Genomic DNA, 18289 nt, shown 5'->3' with positions numbered 1-18289 from the left:
CCTCCCACCAGGACGCTCCGGAACGGCCGTCCGGAACGGGGCCGACGCTACTCCCGCGCGGCGGTCAGGAGCGCCGCTTCGGCTTACCGCGCCGGGCCGCGGCCGGACCGCCCCGGCCCTTCTGCGCGCCGGTCCGCTGGCCGCCCGCCTTCTGCGCACCCGCCTTCTGGCCGCCGGCCTTCTGCTGCTGCGGCTTCCGCGGCGCCGCCGCCTTCTTCGGCCGGCTCTCCGCCGGGGCGTCGGCCGGCTGTCCGGCCCCGCGGCCGCGCGAGCTGTTGACGGTGCGCCCCCGGACGATCCCGATGAACTCCTCCACCAGGTCCGTGGTCCGCTCCTGCGGCCAGGACAGCGCGACCTGCGACTGCGGCGCCTCCGGCACCGTCCGGTAGGTGAGGTCCCGCCGGTGGTGCAGCCGGGCCAGCGACTGGGGCACCAGCAGCACGCCGACGTTGGCCGCCACCAGCTCGACCGCGTCCGCCGTGGTGTCCGGGCGGGCGATCGCCGGGCGCCCGGGCAGGGTCCCGGCCGTGAAGCCGAGGGTGTCGTCCAGCGGGTGGAACACCACCTCGTCGGCGAGCTCGTCGAGGGCGACCTCCTCCGCGGCGGCCAGCCAGTGGTCCTTGGGGAAGACCACCACGGTGGTCTCCGTGTACAGCGGGATCGCGCTCAGCACGTCCTTGTCGACCGGCAGCCGGACCAGTCCGGCGTCCACCGCGCCCTCGCGCAGGATCCGCTCACCGTCGGTGGAGGGCACCGCGACGAGGTCGAGCCGGACGTCCGGAAGCCGTTCGATCCACACCCGGGCCCATTTGCCGGGGGTCACGCCCGGGACGTACGCGAGCCGGAAGGGCTGGTTCACCTGCATGTCTGTCACAGGGCAAGGCTACCGACCGTGACCGGAAGCGCCCGCGCACTCCCTTACCCTTGTTCCATGACATCGCTCAAGCAGAAGACCAGCCAGACCATGAAGCCGGCCACGGCGGCCAAGAAGCTGGGGATCTACCTCGCGGCCGCGCCGACCGACTTCCAGGAGGGCGTGGTCTCCCGCGAGGAGCTCAGCGCGCTGCAGGCCGAGCCGCCGCAGTGGCTCCAGGAGCTGCGCAAGAACGGCCCGCACCCGCGCCCGGTGATCGCCGGCAAGCTCGGCATCTCCATCGCGGGCCTGGCCCGCGGCGGCGTGACCGAGGCGCTGACCACCGCCGAGGTCGACGCCCTCAAGGCCGAGAACCCGCTGTGGCTCCAGCACGAGCGCGCCAACCAGGTGGACGTCCGCAAGGAGACCGCCCGGATCAAGGCGAAGCACGAGAAGGAGGCCGCCGAGAAGGCCGCCAAGGAGGCCCAGGGCAGCTGAGCCCCTCCGGGGGCCGGCCACCGGACCCCCTCGCTCCACCGGTGCCGGCGTTCGTCCAGGGAGGACGGACGCCGGCACCGTCATGCCCGGTGTCCGGCACCTGGCGCCCTGTGCCCGCTGCCCGCCCGGTACCTGCGGGCCTGCCGAAGACGCCGTCCCCGGTGGGCGCGTTCGCCGTCGGCGGCCCGAACTGCTCTCCCCCGGTGCGTATTGACCGCGCCGTGGCCGACTCCGAATAATCGGCCCGATCGGGCCCTCAGGGAACCCGTGTCGCACTGCCCCCACCGGACCCGGGAGCGACCATGACCGAGCAGCCGAACGACACGTCCCACCGAGCCGTCCCCGCCCACCACACCGAACTGGCCGCCCTCGCGGACGAGTTCTTCGCCGCCGAGAACGGCCACGACCCCTTCGAGGCCACCCTCTCCGGCACCGAGGGCTACGCCCACGAGGTGCCCGACCCGTCCCGCGCGGCCGCCCTGCGCCACCGCGAGGTGCTCCGCGGCCTGGCCGCCCGGCTGGCCGCCGTCCCGCTGGACGGACTGGCCGGCGAGGACCGCACCACCCACCGGGTGCTCGCCCGGCTGATCGACGACAACGACGGCCGGATCACCCACGGACTCGCCGAGGTCAGCGTCTCCGCGACCATAGTCGCCCCGCACAACACGGTCTTCACCTCGCTCGCCATGACCGCCGTCGACCACGAGGGCACCGACGCCTACCTGGAGCGGCTGGCCGGCCTGCCCGGCTACTTCGACGCCGTCCTGCGCCGCAGCCTGGACGCCGCCGCCGAGGGCCGCCACCCGCTGCGCAGCGGCGTGGACGCCGCCATCACCCAGCTGGACGGCTACCTGGCCGCCGACCCGACCGCCGACCAGCTGCTGCGCCCGCTCCAGGGCCGCCGGGAGTTCGAGCGGGCCCGGGCCATCGTCCGCGAGGGCGTGCGCCCGGCCGTGGCCCGCTACCGGGCCGGGCTGGCCCAGCGGCTGGCACCGGCCGCCCGCCCGGACGCCGAGGCCGGGGTCTGCTACGTGCCCGGCGGCGACGAGGGCTACGCGGACGCCGTCGGCCGCTTCACCCGGCCGGGGCTGGGCCCGGAGGAGGTGCACCGGATCGGCCTGGAGACGGTGGCGGCGCTGCGCGAGGAGTTCGGCGAGCTGGGCGCCCGGGTGCTCGGCATCAGCGGCACCGACGAGGTGCTGACCGCACTGCGCGAGGACCGCTCGCTGCGCTTCACCAGCGCGGCCGAGATGGTCGCCCTGGTGGACGGCGCCCTGGACCGGGCCCGGCGCGCCTCCACCGACTGGTTCCGCCCGTACCCGATCGCCGACTGCGTGACCCGGGAGATCGACCCGCTGGAGGCGGAGACCGCGCCGCTGGCCTACTACCAGCCGCCGGGCCCGGGCGGACTGCCCGGCACCCACTGGATCAACACGCTGAACCCCGGGAGCCGGTTCAGCTACGAGTACGAGGCGATCGCCTTCCACGAGAGCGTGCCCGGCCACCACCTGCAGCTCGCGCTCGCCCGCACCCTGCACCACCTGCCGGAGTTCCGGCAGCGGCCGAACGGCCAGCTGACCGCGCACGTCGAGGGCTGGGGCCTGTACACCGAGCGGCTGGCCGACGAGATGGGCCTGTACGGCTCGGAGCTGTCCCGCTTCGGCATGCTGTCGATGGACGCGCTGCGCGCGGTGCGCCTGGTGGTGGACACCGGGCTGCACCACTACGGCTGGTCCCGGGAGCGGGCGATGGCCTACCTGCGGGACAACACGGCCACCCCGGAGGCCAACGTCCGCAACGAGATCGACCGCTACATCGCCTGGCCGGGCCAGGCCACCGCGTACCTGATCGGGCGTCGGGAGATCGTCCGGCACCGCGAGCGGGCCCGGGCCGAGCTCGGCGGGCTCTTCGACGTGCGGGAGTTCCACCACGAGGTGATCGGGCACGGCAGCCTGCCGCTGGGCGTGCTGGAGGACCTGATCAGCGACTGGATCACGGCGCTGCGGTCGGTCTGACGGTCCCGCCGGCCCCGGGTGCCGTCGCCGGGACCGGGGCCGGGCGGTGGCAGGCCCGTCGACGCGTCAGGAGTGCGAAAACGATTCCGCGCGCCCGCCGCCGTCCTCCCGCGCCGGACGTGGCGTCACCCCTTCGGCCCCCTCCACACGGTAGTGTCCGCTGGCGCGGCCCCCGGCACCTTCGTCGGCCGGCCGCCCGTGCCACCGCAACGACCTGGAGGAACTCCGTGCCGGCACCCGCCCGAGGCGCCCTCGCCATAGCCGCGGCCGTCCTGCTCGCCGCCGCCGCAGGCTGCTCGTCCGGCGGCGGCCACACCGCCAAGGACGGCTCCGGCGGCAAGGCCTCCGCCCACAGCAGCAGCGCCCACGGCTCCGCCCCGGCGGCCGCCGGGGACGCCGCCCAGCCCGTCCCGGCCGCGATCGTGACCGGCCCCGGACCGAAGAGCTCCTACGACGCCCAGCCGCAGCCCGCGGCGGGCAGCTGCCACTACCGCTACACGGCGGACAAGCAGCCGCTGCCCGACCCGAACTGCACCCCGGGCGCGATCAGCCCCGCGGTCAACCAGGGCACCATCAACGACACCATCTGCAAGCCGGGCGGCTACACCTCGACCATCCGCCCGCCGGTGAACGTCACCGGCAAGGAGAAGGCCGAGAACGCCAAGTCCTACGGCTACACCGGCCCGATGGGCGACGCCGAGTACGACCACCTGATCAGCCTCCAGCTCGGCGGCGACCCCAACGACCCGCGCAACCTGTGGGTCCAGCCGCCCTCCCCCGGCCACGTCCCGGGCAAGGGTCCGAACAACCCCAAGGACTCGGTGGAGACCCACCTCCACACCGCGATCTGCAAGGGCCAGGTCACCCTGGCCGCCGCCCAGCAGGCGATCGCCACCGACTGGACGACGGCCGAGGCCAAGCTCGGCATCAGCAAGGGCGGGGCCGCCGCCACGCCCACCACGGAGCCGGACGCCGACGGGGACTGACCGGCCCGGCCGGCCCGGCGCGAGCCGACCGGCTCAGAGCGAGTCGACCAGCTCGGCGATGGTGTCGAACGGCCGGTACTCCGCGAACTCCGCGCCCAGCGCGCGGGCCCGTTCGCGGAACCGGCCCTCGGCGAGCACCTGCTCCACCGCCCGGCCGACCGCCTCCGGGGCCGGGCGGCCGGTGCGCAGGTCCAGCCCCACACCGGCCCACTGCACCCGGGCCGCGACCTCCGGCTTGTCCTCGCTCGCCCCGGCCACCACCACCGGCACCCCGTACCGCAGCGCGGTCTGCACCCCGCCGTAGCCGCCGTTGCTCACCAGCACGTCGGTGTGCGGCAGCAGCCGGTCGAACGGCACGTACCCGGCGGCCCGGACGTTCTCCGGCAGCCGGCCGCCCAGCAGTTCGGCCAGCTCCGCCGGCCCGTCCGGGCGGACGGTGGCGGCCACCACCAGCACGTCCCGGTCCGCCAGCGCGCGGACCGTCGGGACGACCAGCTCGCCCAGGTCGTCGTTGGCCAGCGTCCCCTGGGTCACCACCACGACCGGCCGCTCACCGGTCAGCTCCGCCCACCACCCGGGCAGCGGCTGCTCCTCGCCGACGTTGCCCGGCAGCGCGCCGATCAGCCGGTACGAGGCGGGCGCGTCGGAGCGCGGGTACTCGAAGCCCGGCACGGTCAGCTGGAGGTACGCGTCCGGCACCGTCACCTGGGCCAGCCCGCGCGGCCCCTCCGGCAGCTGGACGCCCGCCTCCGCGAACACCTTCTCCGCGTACCGCTGCAAGGGCTCGCCGCGCCGGTCCACCTCCTCCCGCAGGGAGCGGTTGCGGATCCGGCCCTCCTCCCCCGGCAGCGGCGGCAGCGCCAGCCCGAACGGCGCGGTGTCCGCGCTCGGCAGCATCGCCGGGGTGGTCCCGACCCCGATCAGCGCCGGGCGCTGCGCCCTCGGACGGGCGAGCGCCAGCGGCAGCACGCCCTGGACGAAGGCGTCCGCGACGACGGCGTCGGCCGGGAACTGCGCCAACAGCGCGAGCAGGGCCCGGTACTGGTGGGGCACCGGGTCCAGGAAGACGTGCCGCACGTCGAAGGCGATCCGCTCCGGGCCGGGCGCCAGCTCCGCCCGACCCGGGAAGGAGCCGTCGAGGTCGCGGTCGTCCCAGTCGGCCTCGGCGGGCAGCGCGGCGAAGCGCACCCCGGCCCGCCCGGCCGCCTCCGCGAAGCGCGAGCCGCCCAGGAAGACCACCTCGTGGCCGCGCGCGGCGAGGTCGGCGGAGATGGCCAGCAGCGGGCTGACGTGCCCGTGCGCGGGCAGGGCGGTGGTGATGATCCTGGACAGCGGAGACTCCTGTGGTCGGGCCCGGTTCGTACGAGCACTCACCGTAGGCAGCGGCGGTAGACGTCCGATGAACGGCTCGTCCGCCCGGCGGAGCCGCTCATCGACCCAGCACCGCGCCCCCGTTCAGCCCGATCACCTGCCCGGTGAGGTAACCGGCCGCCGGCGAGGCGATGTAGGCCACCGCCTCGGCCACGTCCTCGGGCGTGCCGGCCCGGCCGACCAGGGTGTCGGCGACCTTCCGGGCGTGGAACTCCTCGTCCCGGTCCACGCCGAAGATCTCGGTGTCCGCCACGTAGCCCGGGGCCAGCACGTTCACCGTGATCCCGTCCGGCCCCAACTGCCGGGCCAGGCCGAACGCCCAGCCGTGCAGCGCCGCCTTCGCGGCCGCGTACGAGCCCGCCGAGTGCGGGCCCGCCCCACCGCGCTGGGCGGCCGCCGAACTGATCACCACCAGGCGGCCGCCGGGCCGGCGCAGCACCCCCTGGAGCGCGGTGGTCAGCAGCACGGAGGTCAGCAGATTGGTGTCCAGGTCCCGCCGCCAGGAGGCGGCCAGCGCGGCCAGGCCGTCGTCCTCGGGCGGAGTGATGATCGCACCCGCGTTGTTCACCAGCACGTCCACCGGACCGAGTTCGGCGATCCGGGCGGCCACCCGCTCGACCGCCGCCGGATCCGCCAGGTCACCCGCCAGCGGCACCACGGCCCCCGGCCCGGCGGTGCGCTCGATCTCCGCCCGGGCCTCCTCCAGCACGGCCGCCCGACGCCCCAGGACCACCACCCGGCACCCGTCCCCGGCCAGCCGGGCGGCGATCGCCCGCCCGATCCCCGTCCCGCCGCCGGACACCACCGCGAGCCGCTGCTCCGTCACCGCTCAGACCTCGCCGTCGTAGTAGGCGCGCATCAGCTCGGTCGACCACGCGGGCTGCCGGAGCCCACCGCGCGGGCCGAACTCGGCCAGGTACGGCTTGATGTCGAGCACCGGCGTGCCCGCCACCGCGTCCAGGCCGGTGACGTGCAGGTCCAGTCCGTCCACCCGGACCAGCTCGCAGCGCGAGACCCCGAGCCGGTTGGGCCGGTTCTTCCCGCGCTGGGCGAAGATCCCCACCAACGGCCAGTCGGTGTTGCCGCGCGGGTGCCGGGCGCCGGTCTCGACCTCTCCCTCCGGGACCCGGTCGAAGCGGTAGACCACCTCCAGGTGCGAGAAGTCCGCCAGCCCGTACAGCGCCTCCTCGGTGAACTGCCCGGCGTCCAGCCGGATCACCGCCGCGACACCGCCCCACCCGTCGTCCCGCACGTCCTCCCGGCCACCCACCACCCGGGCCACCGGACGCACCGTCATGTCAGCCATGCCGTCTCCCCCTTCGACGTCGAACCGTTCCACGACGTACGGTAGCGAGCCGCACGCCGGAACGATCAAGGGGGGCCGGAGGCAGCCCTGTTCGCCACCCCGGCCGACCACCGCAGCCGCCCCGCACCCCGAGGCTCAGCCCGCCAGCCGCGCCGCCATCGCGATCAGATCGGGCGCCCGCAGCACCCGGCCGCCGGAGCCCGGCAGGGGCACGTGCAGCGGCTCGGTCCAGCGGGTCGGGATGGCCGCGAGCCCGTAGCGGGCCCCGGCCAGGCCGCCGGTGACGGCCGCGACGGTGTCGGTGTCGCCGCCGAGGTCGACGGCGGCGTGGACGGCCGCCTCGAAGCCGTCGGTGGTGCGCAGGGCCCAGACGGCCGAGCCGAGGCAGGGCCAGACCGCGCCGTTGGGCTCGGCGGCCCGGTCGGGGTGCCAGTCCGGGGCCAGGACGGTGGCGTAGCGCTCACGGTCGTCCGGGTCCACGGCGGCCAGCACGGTGGGGAGTTCGGCGAGCGGGTCGGTGCCGTCGAGGGCGAGCCGGACCAGCTCGTGGAAGACCGCGGTGCCCTCCCAGGCGGCCCGGTCGCCGTGGGTGAGCGCGGCGATCCGCCGGGCGGCGGCCATGGTGGCCTCCCGCCCGGCGCCGGCGAAGGCGACGGCGGAGGTGGCCGCCCGCATCAGCGAACCGTTGCCCGCGGCGCGCAGGGTGGTGTTGAAGTGGACGGCGGCCGCGAGGTCCCAGGCGTAGCCGTTGGTGAGGACGGACTCGGTCTGGATGCCGATGTCCTTGGGCTCGGCGGCGGCCCAGCGGCGGAACCGGTCGAAGATGTCCGGGAGGTCCAACCCACCCCGTTCGAGCAGGGATTCGGCGACCAGGACAGCCATCTGGGTGTCGTCGGTGGCCTCGCCGAGGTCCCAGCCGCCGCCCGCGACCAGCTCCGCACCACCGAGCGGGAAGCGGGCGCTCAGCGCGCCGGCCGGGCCGAACTCGTACGGTGCGCCGAGGGCGTCGCCCACGGCCGCGCCGAGGACCGCCCCGGCCGCGCGCCCCGCGCGGGCGTCCGGGTCGGTCACGCCTGGCCCGGGGTGATCGGCAGGGCGCGCTTGTGCTCGGTGCGGCGGTAGTGGCCGAGGACGGTGTCGAAGACCTGCTCGCTGACCGGGCGGCCCTCCAGGAAGTCGTCCAGGTCGCCGTACTCGACGCCGAGGGCGTCCTCGTCGGCCTTGCCGGGGGCGAGGTCCTCCAGGTCTGCGGTGGGGACCTTGCCGACCAGCTCCTCGGGCGCGCCCAAGTGGGCCGCCACCGCGCGGACCTGACGCTTCGTCAGACCGGAGAGCGGCATCACGTCGGCCGCGCCGTCGCCGAACTTGGTGAAGAAGCCGACGGCCGCCTCGGCCGCGTGGTCGGTGCCGACCACCAGGCCGCCGCTCGCCCCCGCGGCCGCGTACTGGACGACCATCCGCTGGCGGGCCTTGACGTTGCCGCGCACGAAGTCCTCGTGGGCGTGGTCGCGGAAGGTGACGCCCGCCGTCAGCAGGGCGTCGAAGGCGGCGTCGGTCGCGGGCTTGACGTCGACCGTCAGCACCTCGTCGGCCCGGATGAAGTCGAGGGCCCGCTGGGCGTCCGCCTCGTCCGCCTGGACGCCGTACGGCAGTCGCATGGCCGTGAAGGCCACCTGGTGCCCCTCGGCGCGCAGCCGCTCGACGGCGAGCTGGCAGAGCCGCCCGGTGGTGGTGGAGTCCACGCCGCCGCTGATCCCCAGCACCAGGGTGCGGGCGCCCGAGGCCCGCAGCTGGTCGGCGAGGAAGGCGATCCGGCGCTCGGCCTCCTTCGCGGGGTCGGTGACGGGCACCACTCCGAGGGCCAGGGCGATCTCGCGCTGGACGTCCGCGGGCAGGGTTTCGGTCATGGTCGGGCTCCTTCGGATCGGTACCACGCCATCATCCACCCCGGCCGCACCGCCCCCCGCCTCAGGGTGCCGTCCCTGCGCCCCCGCTCCCGTCCGCCCCGGGCGTCCCCGGCGCCGGGTGCCGCAGGATGTCGAGCACCAGGGTGCCGTCCACCGTCTCCTGGGCGACCAGCAGCGCCGCCAACTCGTCCAGGTGGTGCCGGTGTTCGCGCAGCAGCCCGAGGGCCCGCCGCTCGGCGCCGCGCAGCAGCCCGGCCACCGCCTCGTCCACCGCGCGCTGGGTCTGCTCGGAGTACGGGCGGCGCAGCAGGTCGTCGGGGTGCTCGCCGAGGTACTGCGGGGAGCCGCTGGAGTAGCCGACCGGGCCGAGGTCCGGGGAGAGGCCGAACTCGCGGACCATCCGGGTGGCCACCGAGGTGGCGTTGGCGAGGTCGTTGGCGGCGCCGGTGGAGCCCTCGCCGAAGACCACCAGTTCGGCGGCGCGCCCGCCGAGCTGCACGGCGAGCAGGTCGTTCAGGTAGCTCTCGCTGTACAGGTGCCGTTCCGCCTCGGGGAGTTGCTCGGTGGCGCCGAGGGCGACCCCGGCCGGGAGGATGGTCACCTTGGCGACCGGGTCGGCGTGCTCGCACAGCGCGGCCATCAGCGCGTGCCCGGACTCGTGGACGGCGACGGAGTGCCGCTCCTCGGGCAGCAGCGCGTTGGAGGACTCCCGGCGGCCCAGCAGCACCCGGTCGCGGGCGTCGTCGAGGTCCGCGGCGGTGAGGGTGGACCGGTCGGCGCGCACGGCGTTGATGGCGGCCTCGTTGACCAGGTTGGCGAGGTCGGCTCCGGAGAAGCCGGGGGTGCCACGGGCGATCCGGTCCAGGTCGGTGTCCGGGGCGAGGGTCTTGCCGCGGGTGTGCACGGCGAGGATGGCCGCCCGCTCGGCCTGGTTGGGCAGCGGCACGACGACCTGCCGGTCGAAGCGGCCGGGGCGCAGCAGGGCGGGGTCGAGGGCGTCCGGCCGGTTGGTGGCGGCGATGACGACGATGCCGGTGCTCTGGTCGAAGCCGTCCATCTCGGAGAGCAGCTGGTTGAGGGTCTGCTCGCGTTCGTCGTTGCCGCCGATCCGGGTGCCGCCCGCGCGGCGCCCGCCGACGGCGTCGATCTCGTCGATGAAGACGATGGACGGTGCGCGCTTGCGGGCCTCGTCGAACAGGTCGCGGACCCGGGAGGCGCCGACGCCGACGAACATCTCGACGAAACCGGAGCCGGTGACGGACAGGAAGGGCACCGAGGCCTCGCCGGCGACCGCCCGGGCGAGCAGCGTCTTGCCGGTGCCCGGCGGGCCGACCATGATCACTCCGCGCGGCCCCTTGGCCCCGGCGGCGGCGTAGCGCTCCGGGCTGCGCAGGTAGTCGACCACCTCGCTGACCTCCTGCTTCACCCCCTCGTACCCGGCGACGTCGGCGAAGCCGGTGGCGGGCCGCTCGGCCTCGATGATCTTCGCCCGGGAGCGGCCGATGGCGCTGAGCCCGCCGCCGAGCGACCGCGCGGCCAGCCGGCCGGACCAGAGGAACAGCCCGCCGAAGAGCAGCAGCGGCAGGAACAGCAGCAGGGTCGACCAGATCGAGCTGCCGCCCGACCGGCTGCCGGTGACGTTCACGTGCTGGTCGGAGAGCGCCTTGCCGAGCTGGGAGGTGTCCAGGGCGGTCGGGATCTGGCTGGTGAACCGGGTGCCGTCCTTGAGGGTGCCGGACACGCCGCCGGTGTCGCTGACGTCCACGGTCTGCACCTGGCCGGCGTCGACCCGGTTGAGCAGGTCGGTGTAGCCGTAGCGGGGGCCGGTCGGGGCGGGCTTGGCCAGCAGCACCAGGAGCAGCAGGGTCAGCAGCACGGCGACCGGCAGCAGCCAGCGCCGCAGCGCGGGCGGGGGCGGCTTGGGCGGGGTGCCGCCGGGGCCCTGCCCCGGTCCGCGGCCGGGGCCGGGGCCTCGGCCCGGGCCGCCCCAGCCGCCGGGGCCCGGGCCCTTGCCGCCGCCGGGCGGGGTCGCGGCGTGGCGGGCGGCACCCGGGCGCGTTCGGACGATCATCCACGCTCACCGCCTCTCGGGCGCCGCCGGGCCTCAGCCGGGCCCCGGCTAGGCGCCCACCCCTCCATGGTCGACCCCTCCGGCCCCGGACGGGAGCCCGAGCAGGTACCGGCGGAACGCCACCTGCCCGTCCGGCACGAACGGCCACCGCCGTACGGCGCCGGCCAGCTCGGGCAGGGTCAGCCAGCCGTACCGGGCGACCGCGGCCGGATCGACCGCGTCGGGGTCGATCAGGTCCGGCGGCAGCACGGCCTCGTGCACGCCCAGCCAGTACGGGGCGATCGCGCCCCGGCAGAGGAAGGTGAACCGGTGGCGCACCGGCACGCTCACCCCGAGCTCCTCCGCCAGCTCCCGCCGCGCCCCGGCGGCGTACGACTCCCCCACCCGCAGTGCGCCGCCCAGCATCACGTCGTGGCACCCGCCGAAGCGGCTGGCGCCGTCCGGGCGGCGGTGCACCAGCACCCGGCCGGACGGATCGCGGCAGACGGTGGTGGCGACCCGGTGCAGCCAGCCGCGGCGGATCGCCTCGCCGCGTTCGACCACGCCGAGCACCCGGTCGTGCTCGTCGACCCGCTCGACCAGTTCGCCCGGCCCGACCAGTTCACCCGGCTCGACCAATTCGCCCGGCTCAACCGGCCCGACCTGTTCGACCTGTTCGACCTGCCTGCTCGGCCGACCCGACTCGAACGGCCCGCGCGGATCCGTGGTCACGCCGCCCACCCCCGTCCCGAAGCGTGCCCCGTGGCGGTGGCGGGGCGGCGATCGCCGGTCATCGGAAGGCGCCGGTCAGGAGAGAGCGCCGGTCAGGAGAAGTCGAGCGACCCGGTCCGGGTCCGCTTGAGCTCGAAGAACTTCGGGTAGCCGGCCAGCAGCCGGACGCCCTCGAAGACCCGCAGCGCGTCCTCGCCGCGCGGGATCGCGCTCAGCACCGGGCCGAAGAAGGCCGTGCCGTCCACGTGGATGGTCGGGGTGCCGACCTCCTCGCCGACCGGGTCCATGCCCTCGTGGTGGCTCTTGCGCAGCGCGATGTCGTACGCGGTGCTGTTGGCCGCCTCGGCGAGCTCCTCGGGCAGTCCGGCGGCGACCAGGGCCTCGCGGATGACGGTGTCGTCGGCCTCCCGGTCCTGGTCGTGGAAGCGGGTGCCGAGCTCGGTGTACAGGTCGCGCAGCACGTGCTCGCCGTGCTGTTCGGCGGCGGCGATGCAGACCCGGACCGGGCCCCAGCCGGTGGTCATCAGGCGCTGGTAGCGCTCCGGCAGGTCGGTGCGGCCCTCGTTGAGCACGGACAGGCTCATCACCCGGAAGGTGAGGTCGAGTTCACGCTGGCGGGCGACCTCCAGGATCCAGCGCGAGGTGATCCAGGCGAAGGGGCAGACGGGGTCGAAGTAGAAGTCGACCTTGGGGACGGCGGTGGCGGCGTTCTCGTTCGCTTGCGTGTTCACACGGATGATCTTAGGGGCCGATTGGACCATTCCGCAGGGCCAATCGAATACTGCCGCAGTGGGCCACTTCAGCTGCAGGTCGTCCCGTCCGCAGGCACCGTACCGTCCAGCAGGTAGGCGTCGACAGTCTTCTTCAAGCACGGGTTTCCGGTGTTGTAGCCGCCGTGGCCCTCGCCGTTGAGCGTGACGGTGACGCCGACGCCCGCGCCCAGCTGCTGGGCCATGGTCCGGGCGCCCTCGACCGGGGTGGCCGGGTCCCCGGTGGTGCCGACCACCAGGATCGGGGCGGCGCCGGGGGCGGCGACCTCCGGGTGGTCGGCCTTGCCCGGGACGGGCCAGCCGGTGCAGCCGGTCAGGCCCCAGGCGGTGAAGGCGCCGAAGACCGGGGAGGCAGCGCGGAACTGCGGCAGTTGCTGCTCCACGTCCTGGTCGGAGTAGCGCTGCCGGGCGTCGACGCAACTGATCGCCCGGTTGGCCGCGTTGAGGTTGTTGTAGTGGCCCTGCGGGTCGCGTCCGTTCAGCGAGTCGGCGAGCTGGAGCAGGGTGTCGCCGGTGCCCGCCTGCATCGCCTCGGTGAGCCCGGAGGCCAGCGCGGGCCAGGTCTGCCGGCTGTACAGCGCGCCGGCGATGCCGGTGACGGCCAGGCCCTCGGTCAGCTTCCGTCCGCTGCTGGTGGGCAGCGGCGACCCGGCGAGCTTCTGCAGCAGGTCGGTGATCCGCGCGGTGCCCTCGGCGCCGCCGCCACCGGTCGGGCAGGCGGCCGCGTCCTGGGTGGCGCAGGCCTTCATGAAGTCGTCGAGGGCGAGTTGGAAGCCCTGGGCCTGGCCGAGCGCGCTCTGCTCCGGGTCCTTCGTCGGGTCGACCACCGAGTCCAGCACGACCCGGCCGACCTCCTGGGGGAACAGGTGGGCGTAGACGCCGCCGAGCTGGGTGCCGTAGCTGATGCCGAAGTAGGAGAGCTTCTGGTCGCCGAGCACCTGGCGCATCAGGTCGAGGTCCCGGGCCGCGCTCTCGGTGTCCACGTAGGGCAGCACCGGGCCGGAGTTGTGCTCGCAGGCGGCGGCGAACTGGGCGTTGCTGTCGTCCAGGGCCTTGACCTCGGCGGGGGTCTCCGGGGTGCTGTCGACCGCGGCGTTGACGTCCGCCGCCCGGTCGTCCAGGCACTTCACCCCGGCGCTGTCGCCGACCCCGCGCGGGTCGAAACTCACCAGGTCGTAGCGGGTGTTGAGGGAGGCGTAGGCGGCGGCCAGGGCGGGCAGGGTGGCCACCCCGGAGGCGCCGGGGCCGCCGAAGTTGAACAGCAGCGAGCCGAGCCGGTGCTGCTCGTCCTTGGCCTTGGTGCGGATCAGCGCCAGGTCGATGGTGCCGCCGTCGGGTTTGGCGTGGTCCAGCGGGGCCTTGAGGGTGGCGCACTCCCAGTCGCTCGCGGGCGCGGTGCCGCCGCCCTGCGCGGCACTCGGGGCCGGGCAGGCCCGCCAGTCCAGCCGCTGGGCGGCCGGGCCGCCGCTGCTCGCGCCGGCGACCGGGGAGGTGGGCGCGGGCTCGGCGGCGGACGGGCCGCCGCCCTGGCAACCGGAGACGGGCGCGAGCAGCAGCGCGGCCAGGCCGAGCGCGCCGGCGCCGCGGACGACGGAGTGCATGGGGCGGTCCACCTCTCGGGTTGGCCGGGCGGTACTGCCGGGTGCACCGGCGCGTGGCAGGACGGCGTACGCCTGGTGCGTCGGGGAAGCGTGCATCGGGGAGGCGTGCGCCCCGGTGCCCGGCACCGTCGGCGCACCACAGACCCTAGGGGCCCGCGTACGGCGACGCCCGTCGGAGTCTCCGGACGGGGGGCGTGCGCCGGACGGGCTGCCATCGGCCGACCGGGTGAGGGGCGGCGGGTGCGCTGCCCGGGTGCGGTGCGGGCACACCGCGGGTACGCCGCAAGCAGCCCGGGAGTCCGGCGCCGCGGCACGGCACGGCACGGCACGGCGCGGACCGCGGGGCACCGTCGACACGGAGGGCGCTTTGAGCACCGACAACGATTTCGTCAGCGTGGACGTCTACATCACCACCGGCCGGCAGGAGGTCCTGCTCCAACTGCGCGACGACCGGCCGGACATCCCGTGGCCCGCCCACTGGGTGGTCCCCGGCGTTCATTAGGCAAGTGCCTTGTCGGGCAACGAGGTGTCGGCTTGCTTGGAACACGGCCTCGGGACTGGTGAGCTCGCATGTTGAGGTGTCGTGTATTCCAGCTCAGAGCGCCCCGATCGGTCACTTTGGGTCATGCGGGCGGCGTCCAGGGTCCGGCCTGGAGTGAGTATGTTCGTCCGATGGCGCGTTCGAAGCGCCTCGGGAGAGGAGAGTGCCGGTGGACGTCGTCGCGATTATGGAAGCACTGGCTGAACAGGGCGTAACGGTGCTGTTCAAGGCCGACGCCGAGCGGATGACAGAGAGGGGCAAGCCTTGGACCTTCGTCGCCAGTGGAGCGCCGTTGCGCGAGAACGTCCTTGTGCGAACCGATGCCGCGTCTGTGGAGCAATGCCTCGCAGGGTGCTTGCCCCGCCTGCGTGAGCTGGGCTTTTCGTTCCCTGAGTGAGAGAGCGGGTGTGACCGAACCGCCGCCCTGGATGTCAGTGCCGGCTGCTTACATGAGCCCATGGACACCGTGCACACGACCGCCGCCCTCCTCCCGGACCCCGCCGAGCTCCGCGCGCACCTGCGCGCGCTGGCCGTGCTGGACCAGGCGATCTGCCGCGACCCGCGGTTCTCCCGCTACTCCTTCTCCAGCACCTGGGGGCCTGGGACGGAGGCGGCCGTGATGGACAACGGCTCGGGTGACGACTTCTCCGTCCTCTTCACCCCGGCCGGTGTGCTCGTCCGGGGCTTCGACCACGAGTCGGAGATGAGCCCGTACGGCACGGATGACGAAGAGGTCTGGCCCGGTGTCATCGACGAGGTGCCCGCCGCGCTGCGCCCGCTCTTGGACGACCCGGCTTTCGTCGACGAGGGCCTCGGCGCCCCGCGGGTCACCGCCTGCCTGTGGTGGGAGACCGGCGGCAGCGCCTGGCGCACCGGCTCGGGCATCGAGTTCCCCTCGGGCAACCCGGACCCGGACGGCTCCGGGCACCTCTTCCGCCTCCTCACCGATCGCTCCCCCGAGGCCGTCCAGGCGCACTTCGAGGAGGACTACGGGCGGCCCGTCCCCCTCGACACCGTCCGCCACGTCCTCGCAGGCCACCCCCTGACCCCTGAAGCCGCCCGCGGCCTCAACCCGGCCGCCCTCTCCGACGAGGCCCTGCTCCGCCGGATCGCCGCCGAGCCCGAAATCGAGGCGTACCTCGCTGGCGACGGCGAGTTCGACCTCACGCGGACCGACCCCATCGAGTCGATCGCCCTGCCGGCCGGTCTCCCGGTGGAGCCCGTGGCCGGCTGCAACGCGGGAGGCACCCACTACCTCTGCGGCCCGGTTGGCTCCGACCGCGTCCGCCCCGTCCTCTACACCGACTCCGAGGGCCAGGCTTCCCTCATCGCGGAGTCCCTCGCCGAGGCCCTGACCCTGGCCATCGTCCTCCCCTCCTGGCACGACGCCCTGGCCGGCTTCCGTCCCCCCGCGCTCAACGCCGACTACCTTGAGGACAACCCGGACCACCCCGAGGTCCGCGACCGCCTCCTCGCCGCCCTCCGCCTCCCCCCGGCCACCGAGGCCGAGGTCCTGGCCCGCCTCCTCACCACGGCCGCCCGCACCGTCCCGGACGACTTCCTCCCTTCGGTCGAGGGCGAGGAGGACGCGGCCTTCGAACCGATGCTCCGTCTGCCGGCCGAGTAGGACAGCCCCGCCGCGCGCCGCCTTCCGGACCCGACGCACCGCTACGGCGAAGCCACCATGGGCTTGTGGTGGAGGGCGTTGGCCGGTCATACCACCTTGGCTGCGGCGACCCCGCTGTACCGATGTTCCCCGAGGCCGGAACACGTGCCAGCCCTCCCGGGGCGGGCCTCATCCGGACCGGTTCCGCCGACGTGCGGCGGGAAGGCGGGTGATGGTCCCTGACTGTTCAAGTTGCTCCCGGGCGTGCGCGAGCTCCAAGTCGAGCTCGGCGACGATCCGGCGCAACGCGGCGCTGACGGCGTGCTCGTTTGCGAGCTTTTTCGTGACGGCAGCCAGCTTCTCTTTCACCTCGCCGTACCGGTCGGCGAGTTCTTGCATGGCGGCCGGGGTGGCGTTCTGAGCTTTGACGCGGGCTTGGAACTCCTCGATGAGGTCTCTGTGGTCGCCGTAGGCGACGTCTCGTCTCAGGTTGGACTCGCGCAGCAGCTCGGTGGCCGTGAGCCTCCCGGTTTCCGACCGCAGTGGGGTGCCGGCAAGGAGACGGTTTGCGGCACTCCGCAACGCTGCCCGCTCGGCTTCCCGGTCTCGAACGCGTCGATTCGTCATGCGATGCCCCTTCCGTCTTCCGTCGCACTGTCGCGGTGGCGCTCGATGATGGTCAGATGCTGAGCGGCCTGGGCGGCCGCCCGGTCCCGACGCGGCTGGGGCGCCAGTGGGTCCGCGGCGTCTGCTTGCAGCTGGACGAGTTCCTGTTGCAGCTCGGTGATGTCGCGGTCGGTGTACGCGAGATTCACGCACGTTGATCGGCAGTCGGCTTCATCTGGGGCGTCAGCGCCGGGCAGCCCCAGGGCGAGCTTCGCCTTGCGGCAGGCAGCCGTCGCGGCCCGCCACACACACGTCATGCCCTGGCCGTGGTGAACAGCCGGGTCGGCTTGTTCGAGGAGCCGCTCGGCGTTGCGTACCCCCGCCACGGCACGTCCGGCGAAGGGAGCGGATTGTGCGACGCGGTCACGGTATTCCTGGGCGGAGGGCCCACTGACGTGCTCACCGGACTCAAGGCGGCGTGAGTCCTCCTCGATCTGGTCGATGATCAATTCGAGTTTCTCCACAGCGATGTCCTGGAGCCACGCGGGGTCCTCGTTGCCGGCATAGCTGAGCGTTACTTTCGTATCCACGTGTCCGTACTGCAGCGCGGCCGCGATCAGCCCTCGTGGTCTGCGGACGATGAACCGGGCCAGGGTCCGGCGGAAGCGGGTTGCGTAGATGCGGCCGGCGGGGTCGGCCGGGATGGCGTCGGCACCGTCCGCTCGCCGGAAGCCGGAATTGATCCAGGAGATCAGGTCCTGGATGTCGTCGTTCATGGTCGTGCCCTTGCGGGCGTTGGCGCTGGACGGACGCTCGTGGTGGGCGGAGACGAGGCTGGACGGGAAGAGCAGGGGGAGCTCGTGCAGGCTCTCGGCAAGTGCGATGGCCGCGTGAACGACGTCCACCACGACCCACGGTCTCAGGGGCTCCGTGAGGTCCGGGCTGTCCGGTGCACGGTCGAAGCCCTTGCCGCGGTAGCCGTTGACCTGCAGTTCACCTGTCTCCTCATCGTGGGTGCGGCAGCCGCGGCGCAGGTTGAGTACTACTGGCGGGAGGGGGTTATTCCGACCATGCACTATTCCTTCGATCGATCTCGGGTTCGGTGCGGCCGAGACGAGGACCTCGGTACCTCACTGGAACGGAGGCGAGCAGTCAGCGGTCCAGAACCTCGCGCCAGACATCGCCGCCTTCGGCCCAGGTCCAGAGCCACTTCCGCAACGACGAGGTCGCGTAGGACAGGCCGTCGTGCGGGCTCTCGCCCCACTCGGGGACCCAGCCGTCGCAGTCGTAGAGCAGCACTGGGTTATCGACGGCAAGCAGCGAGACGTGCCAGCTCATCGTGCAGCCGCCGCCTGTCAGGAAGAACCAGGACGCCGGCACCCCGGCCGCGCGGTGCCGCTCATGGACGCTCACTGCGGACTTCCAGTTGCTCAGGTGCCCCGGCGCC

The 18289-nt window shown here is 74.1% G+C and carries 18 protein-coding genes and 1 pseudogene; 6 read left to right on the top strand and 13 right to left on the bottom strand.

All coding sequences use genetic code 11. The features are described 5' to 3' along the window. Nucleotides 1–64 precede the first annotated feature (64 nt). Nucleotides 65–874 (bottom strand): LysR substrate-binding domain-containing protein, encoded by an 810-nt coding sequence (locus tag ACFXOZ_RS03800; RefSeq protein WP_380396092.1) that lies wholly within the window; start codon nucleotides 872–874, stop codon nucleotides 65–67. 57 nt (nucleotides 875–931) lie between these two features. Between ACFXOZ_RS03800 and ACFXOZ_RS03795 the strand changes: the two genes are divergently transcribed. From ACFXOZ_RS03795 to ACFXOZ_RS03785, 3 genes are all read left to right on the top strand, one after another. Next, nucleotides 932–1351 carry a DUF5997 family protein gene (locus ACFXOZ_RS03795; RefSeq protein ID WP_375886123.1) on the top strand — a complete coding sequence of 140 codons (420 nt, stop codon included), beginning with the start codon at nucleotides 932–934 and terminating at the stop codon, nucleotides 1349–1351. 302 nt (nucleotides 1352–1653) lie between these two features. After that, nucleotides 1654–3366 (top strand): DUF885 domain-containing protein, encoded by a 1713-nt coding sequence (locus tag ACFXOZ_RS03790; protein WP_380524753.1) that lies wholly within the window; start codon nucleotides 1654–1656, stop codon nucleotides 3364–3366. Between the two features lie 227 nt (nucleotides 3367–3593). Continuing rightward, nucleotides 3594–4352 carry a hypothetical protein gene (locus ACFXOZ_RS03785; protein WP_375886118.1) on the top strand — a complete coding sequence of 253 codons (759 nt, stop codon included), beginning with the start codon at nucleotides 3594–3596 and terminating at the stop codon, nucleotides 4350–4352. 33 nt (nucleotides 4353–4385) lie between these two features. Here the strand turns inward: ACFXOZ_RS03785 and ACFXOZ_RS03780 are convergent, their stop codons facing one another. From ACFXOZ_RS03780 to ACFXOZ_RS03740, 9 genes are all read right to left on the bottom strand, one after another. Continuing rightward, nucleotides 4386–5726, bottom strand: a complete 1341-nt coding sequence (locus ACFXOZ_RS03780) for a glycosyltransferase (RefSeq protein ID WP_380587132.1) — start codon at nucleotides 5724–5726, stop codon at nucleotides 4386–4388. Between the two features lie 55 nt (nucleotides 5727–5781). Continuing rightward, a complete protein-coding gene (locus ACFXOZ_RS03775) occupies nucleotides 5782–6549 on the bottom strand; it encodes an SDR family NAD(P)-dependent oxidoreductase (protein WP_380587130.1) in 768 nt (255 codons plus the stop codon). Between the two features lie 3 nt (nucleotides 6550–6552). Then, nucleotides 6553–7020 carry an SAM-dependent methyltransferase gene (locus ACFXOZ_RS03770; protein ID WP_380587289.1) on the bottom strand — a complete coding sequence of 156 codons (468 nt, stop codon included), beginning with the start codon at nucleotides 7018–7020 and terminating at the stop codon, nucleotides 6553–6555. 144 nt (nucleotides 7021–7164) lie between these two features. After that, entirely contained in the window at nucleotides 7165–8100 is a 936-nt protein-coding gene (locus tag ACFXOZ_RS03765; protein WP_380587127.1) for an ADP-ribosylglycohydrolase family protein, read from the bottom strand. Further along, the gene (gene nadE, locus ACFXOZ_RS03760) at nucleotides 8097–8936 is read right to left on the bottom strand and encodes an ammonia-dependent NAD(+) synthetase (protein WP_375886107.1); all 840 of its coding nucleotides are present in this window, start codon (nucleotides 8934–8936) and stop codon (nucleotides 8097–8099) included. The genes ACFXOZ_RS03765 and nadE overlap by 4 nt, the downstream gene beginning before the upstream one ends. 61 nt (nucleotides 8937–8997) lie before the next feature. Next, nucleotides 8998–11007, bottom strand: a complete 2010-nt coding sequence (ftsH, locus tag ACFXOZ_RS03755) for an ATP-dependent zinc metalloprotease FtsH (RefSeq protein ID WP_375886104.1) — start codon at nucleotides 11005–11007, stop codon at nucleotides 8998–9000. A gap of 48 nt (nucleotides 11008–11055) precedes the next feature. Next, entirely contained in the window at nucleotides 11056–11718 is a 663-nt protein-coding gene (locus ACFXOZ_RS03750; RefSeq protein WP_380587124.1) for an NUDIX hydrolase, read from the bottom strand. 92 nt (nucleotides 11719–11810) lie between these two features. After that, nucleotides 11811–12449, bottom strand: a complete 639-nt coding sequence (locus ACFXOZ_RS03745) for a DsbA family protein (RefSeq protein WP_375886101.1) — start codon at nucleotides 12447–12449, stop codon at nucleotides 11811–11813. A 68-nt stretch (nucleotides 12450–12517) separates the two neighbouring features. Then, the gene (locus tag ACFXOZ_RS03740) at nucleotides 12518–14089 is read right to left on the bottom strand and encodes an alpha/beta hydrolase (RefSeq protein ID WP_380587121.1); all 1572 of its coding nucleotides are present in this window, start codon (nucleotides 14087–14089) and stop codon (nucleotides 12518–12520) included. Nucleotides 14090–14456: 367 nt separating this feature from the next. Between ACFXOZ_RS03740 and ACFXOZ_RS03735 the strand changes: the two genes are divergently transcribed. The 3 genes from ACFXOZ_RS03735 (at nucleotide 14457) to ACFXOZ_RS03725 (ending at nucleotide 16257) form a co-directional block, all read left to right on the top strand. After that, nucleotides 14457–14591, top strand: a complete 135-nt coding sequence (locus ACFXOZ_RS03735; protein WP_380587118.1) for a hypothetical protein — start codon at nucleotides 14457–14459, stop codon at nucleotides 14589–14591. Nucleotides 14592–14799: 208 nt separating this feature from the next. Beyond that, nucleotides 14800–15027 (top strand): hypothetical protein, encoded by a 228-nt coding sequence (locus tag ACFXOZ_RS03730; RefSeq protein WP_380587115.1) that lies wholly within the window; start codon nucleotides 14800–14802, stop codon nucleotides 15025–15027. Nucleotides 15028–15087: 60 nt separating this feature from the next. After that, the gene (locus tag ACFXOZ_RS03725) at nucleotides 15088–16257 is read left to right on the top strand and encodes a hypothetical protein (RefSeq protein ID WP_380587112.1); all 1170 of its coding nucleotides are present in this window, start codon (nucleotides 15088–15090) and stop codon (nucleotides 16255–16257) included. A gap of 168 nt (nucleotides 16258–16425) precedes the next feature. Here the strand turns inward: ACFXOZ_RS03725 and ACFXOZ_RS03720 are convergent, their stop codons facing one another. The 3 genes and pseudogenes from ACFXOZ_RS03720 to ACFXOZ_RS03710 form a co-directional block, all read right to left on the bottom strand. Further along, the gene (locus tag ACFXOZ_RS03720) at nucleotides 16426–16863 is read right to left on the bottom strand and encodes a hypothetical protein (RefSeq protein WP_380587109.1); all 438 of its coding nucleotides are present in this window, start codon (nucleotides 16861–16863) and stop codon (nucleotides 16426–16428) included. Beyond that, complete coding sequence (locus ACFXOZ_RS03715; protein WP_380587107.1) at nucleotides 16860–17747, bottom strand: hypothetical protein; 888 nt, start codon at nucleotides 17745–17747, stop codon at nucleotides 16860–16862. The genes ACFXOZ_RS03720 and ACFXOZ_RS03715 overlap by 4 nt, the downstream gene beginning before the upstream one ends. A gap of 247 nt (nucleotides 17748–17994) precedes the next feature. Next, nucleotides 17995–18289: pseudogene (locus ACFXOZ_RS03710) on the bottom strand (hypothetical protein); the annotation flags it as partial.

Source organism: Kitasatospora sp. NPDC059160, from assembly GCF_042755465.1.
Taxonomy (GTDB): domain Bacteria; phylum Actinomycetota; class Actinomycetes; order Streptomycetales; family Streptomycetaceae; genus Kitasatospora.
The sequence above is the reverse complement of the archived record's forward strand: the minus strand, read 5'-3'. Positions and strand labels throughout refer to the sequence as shown.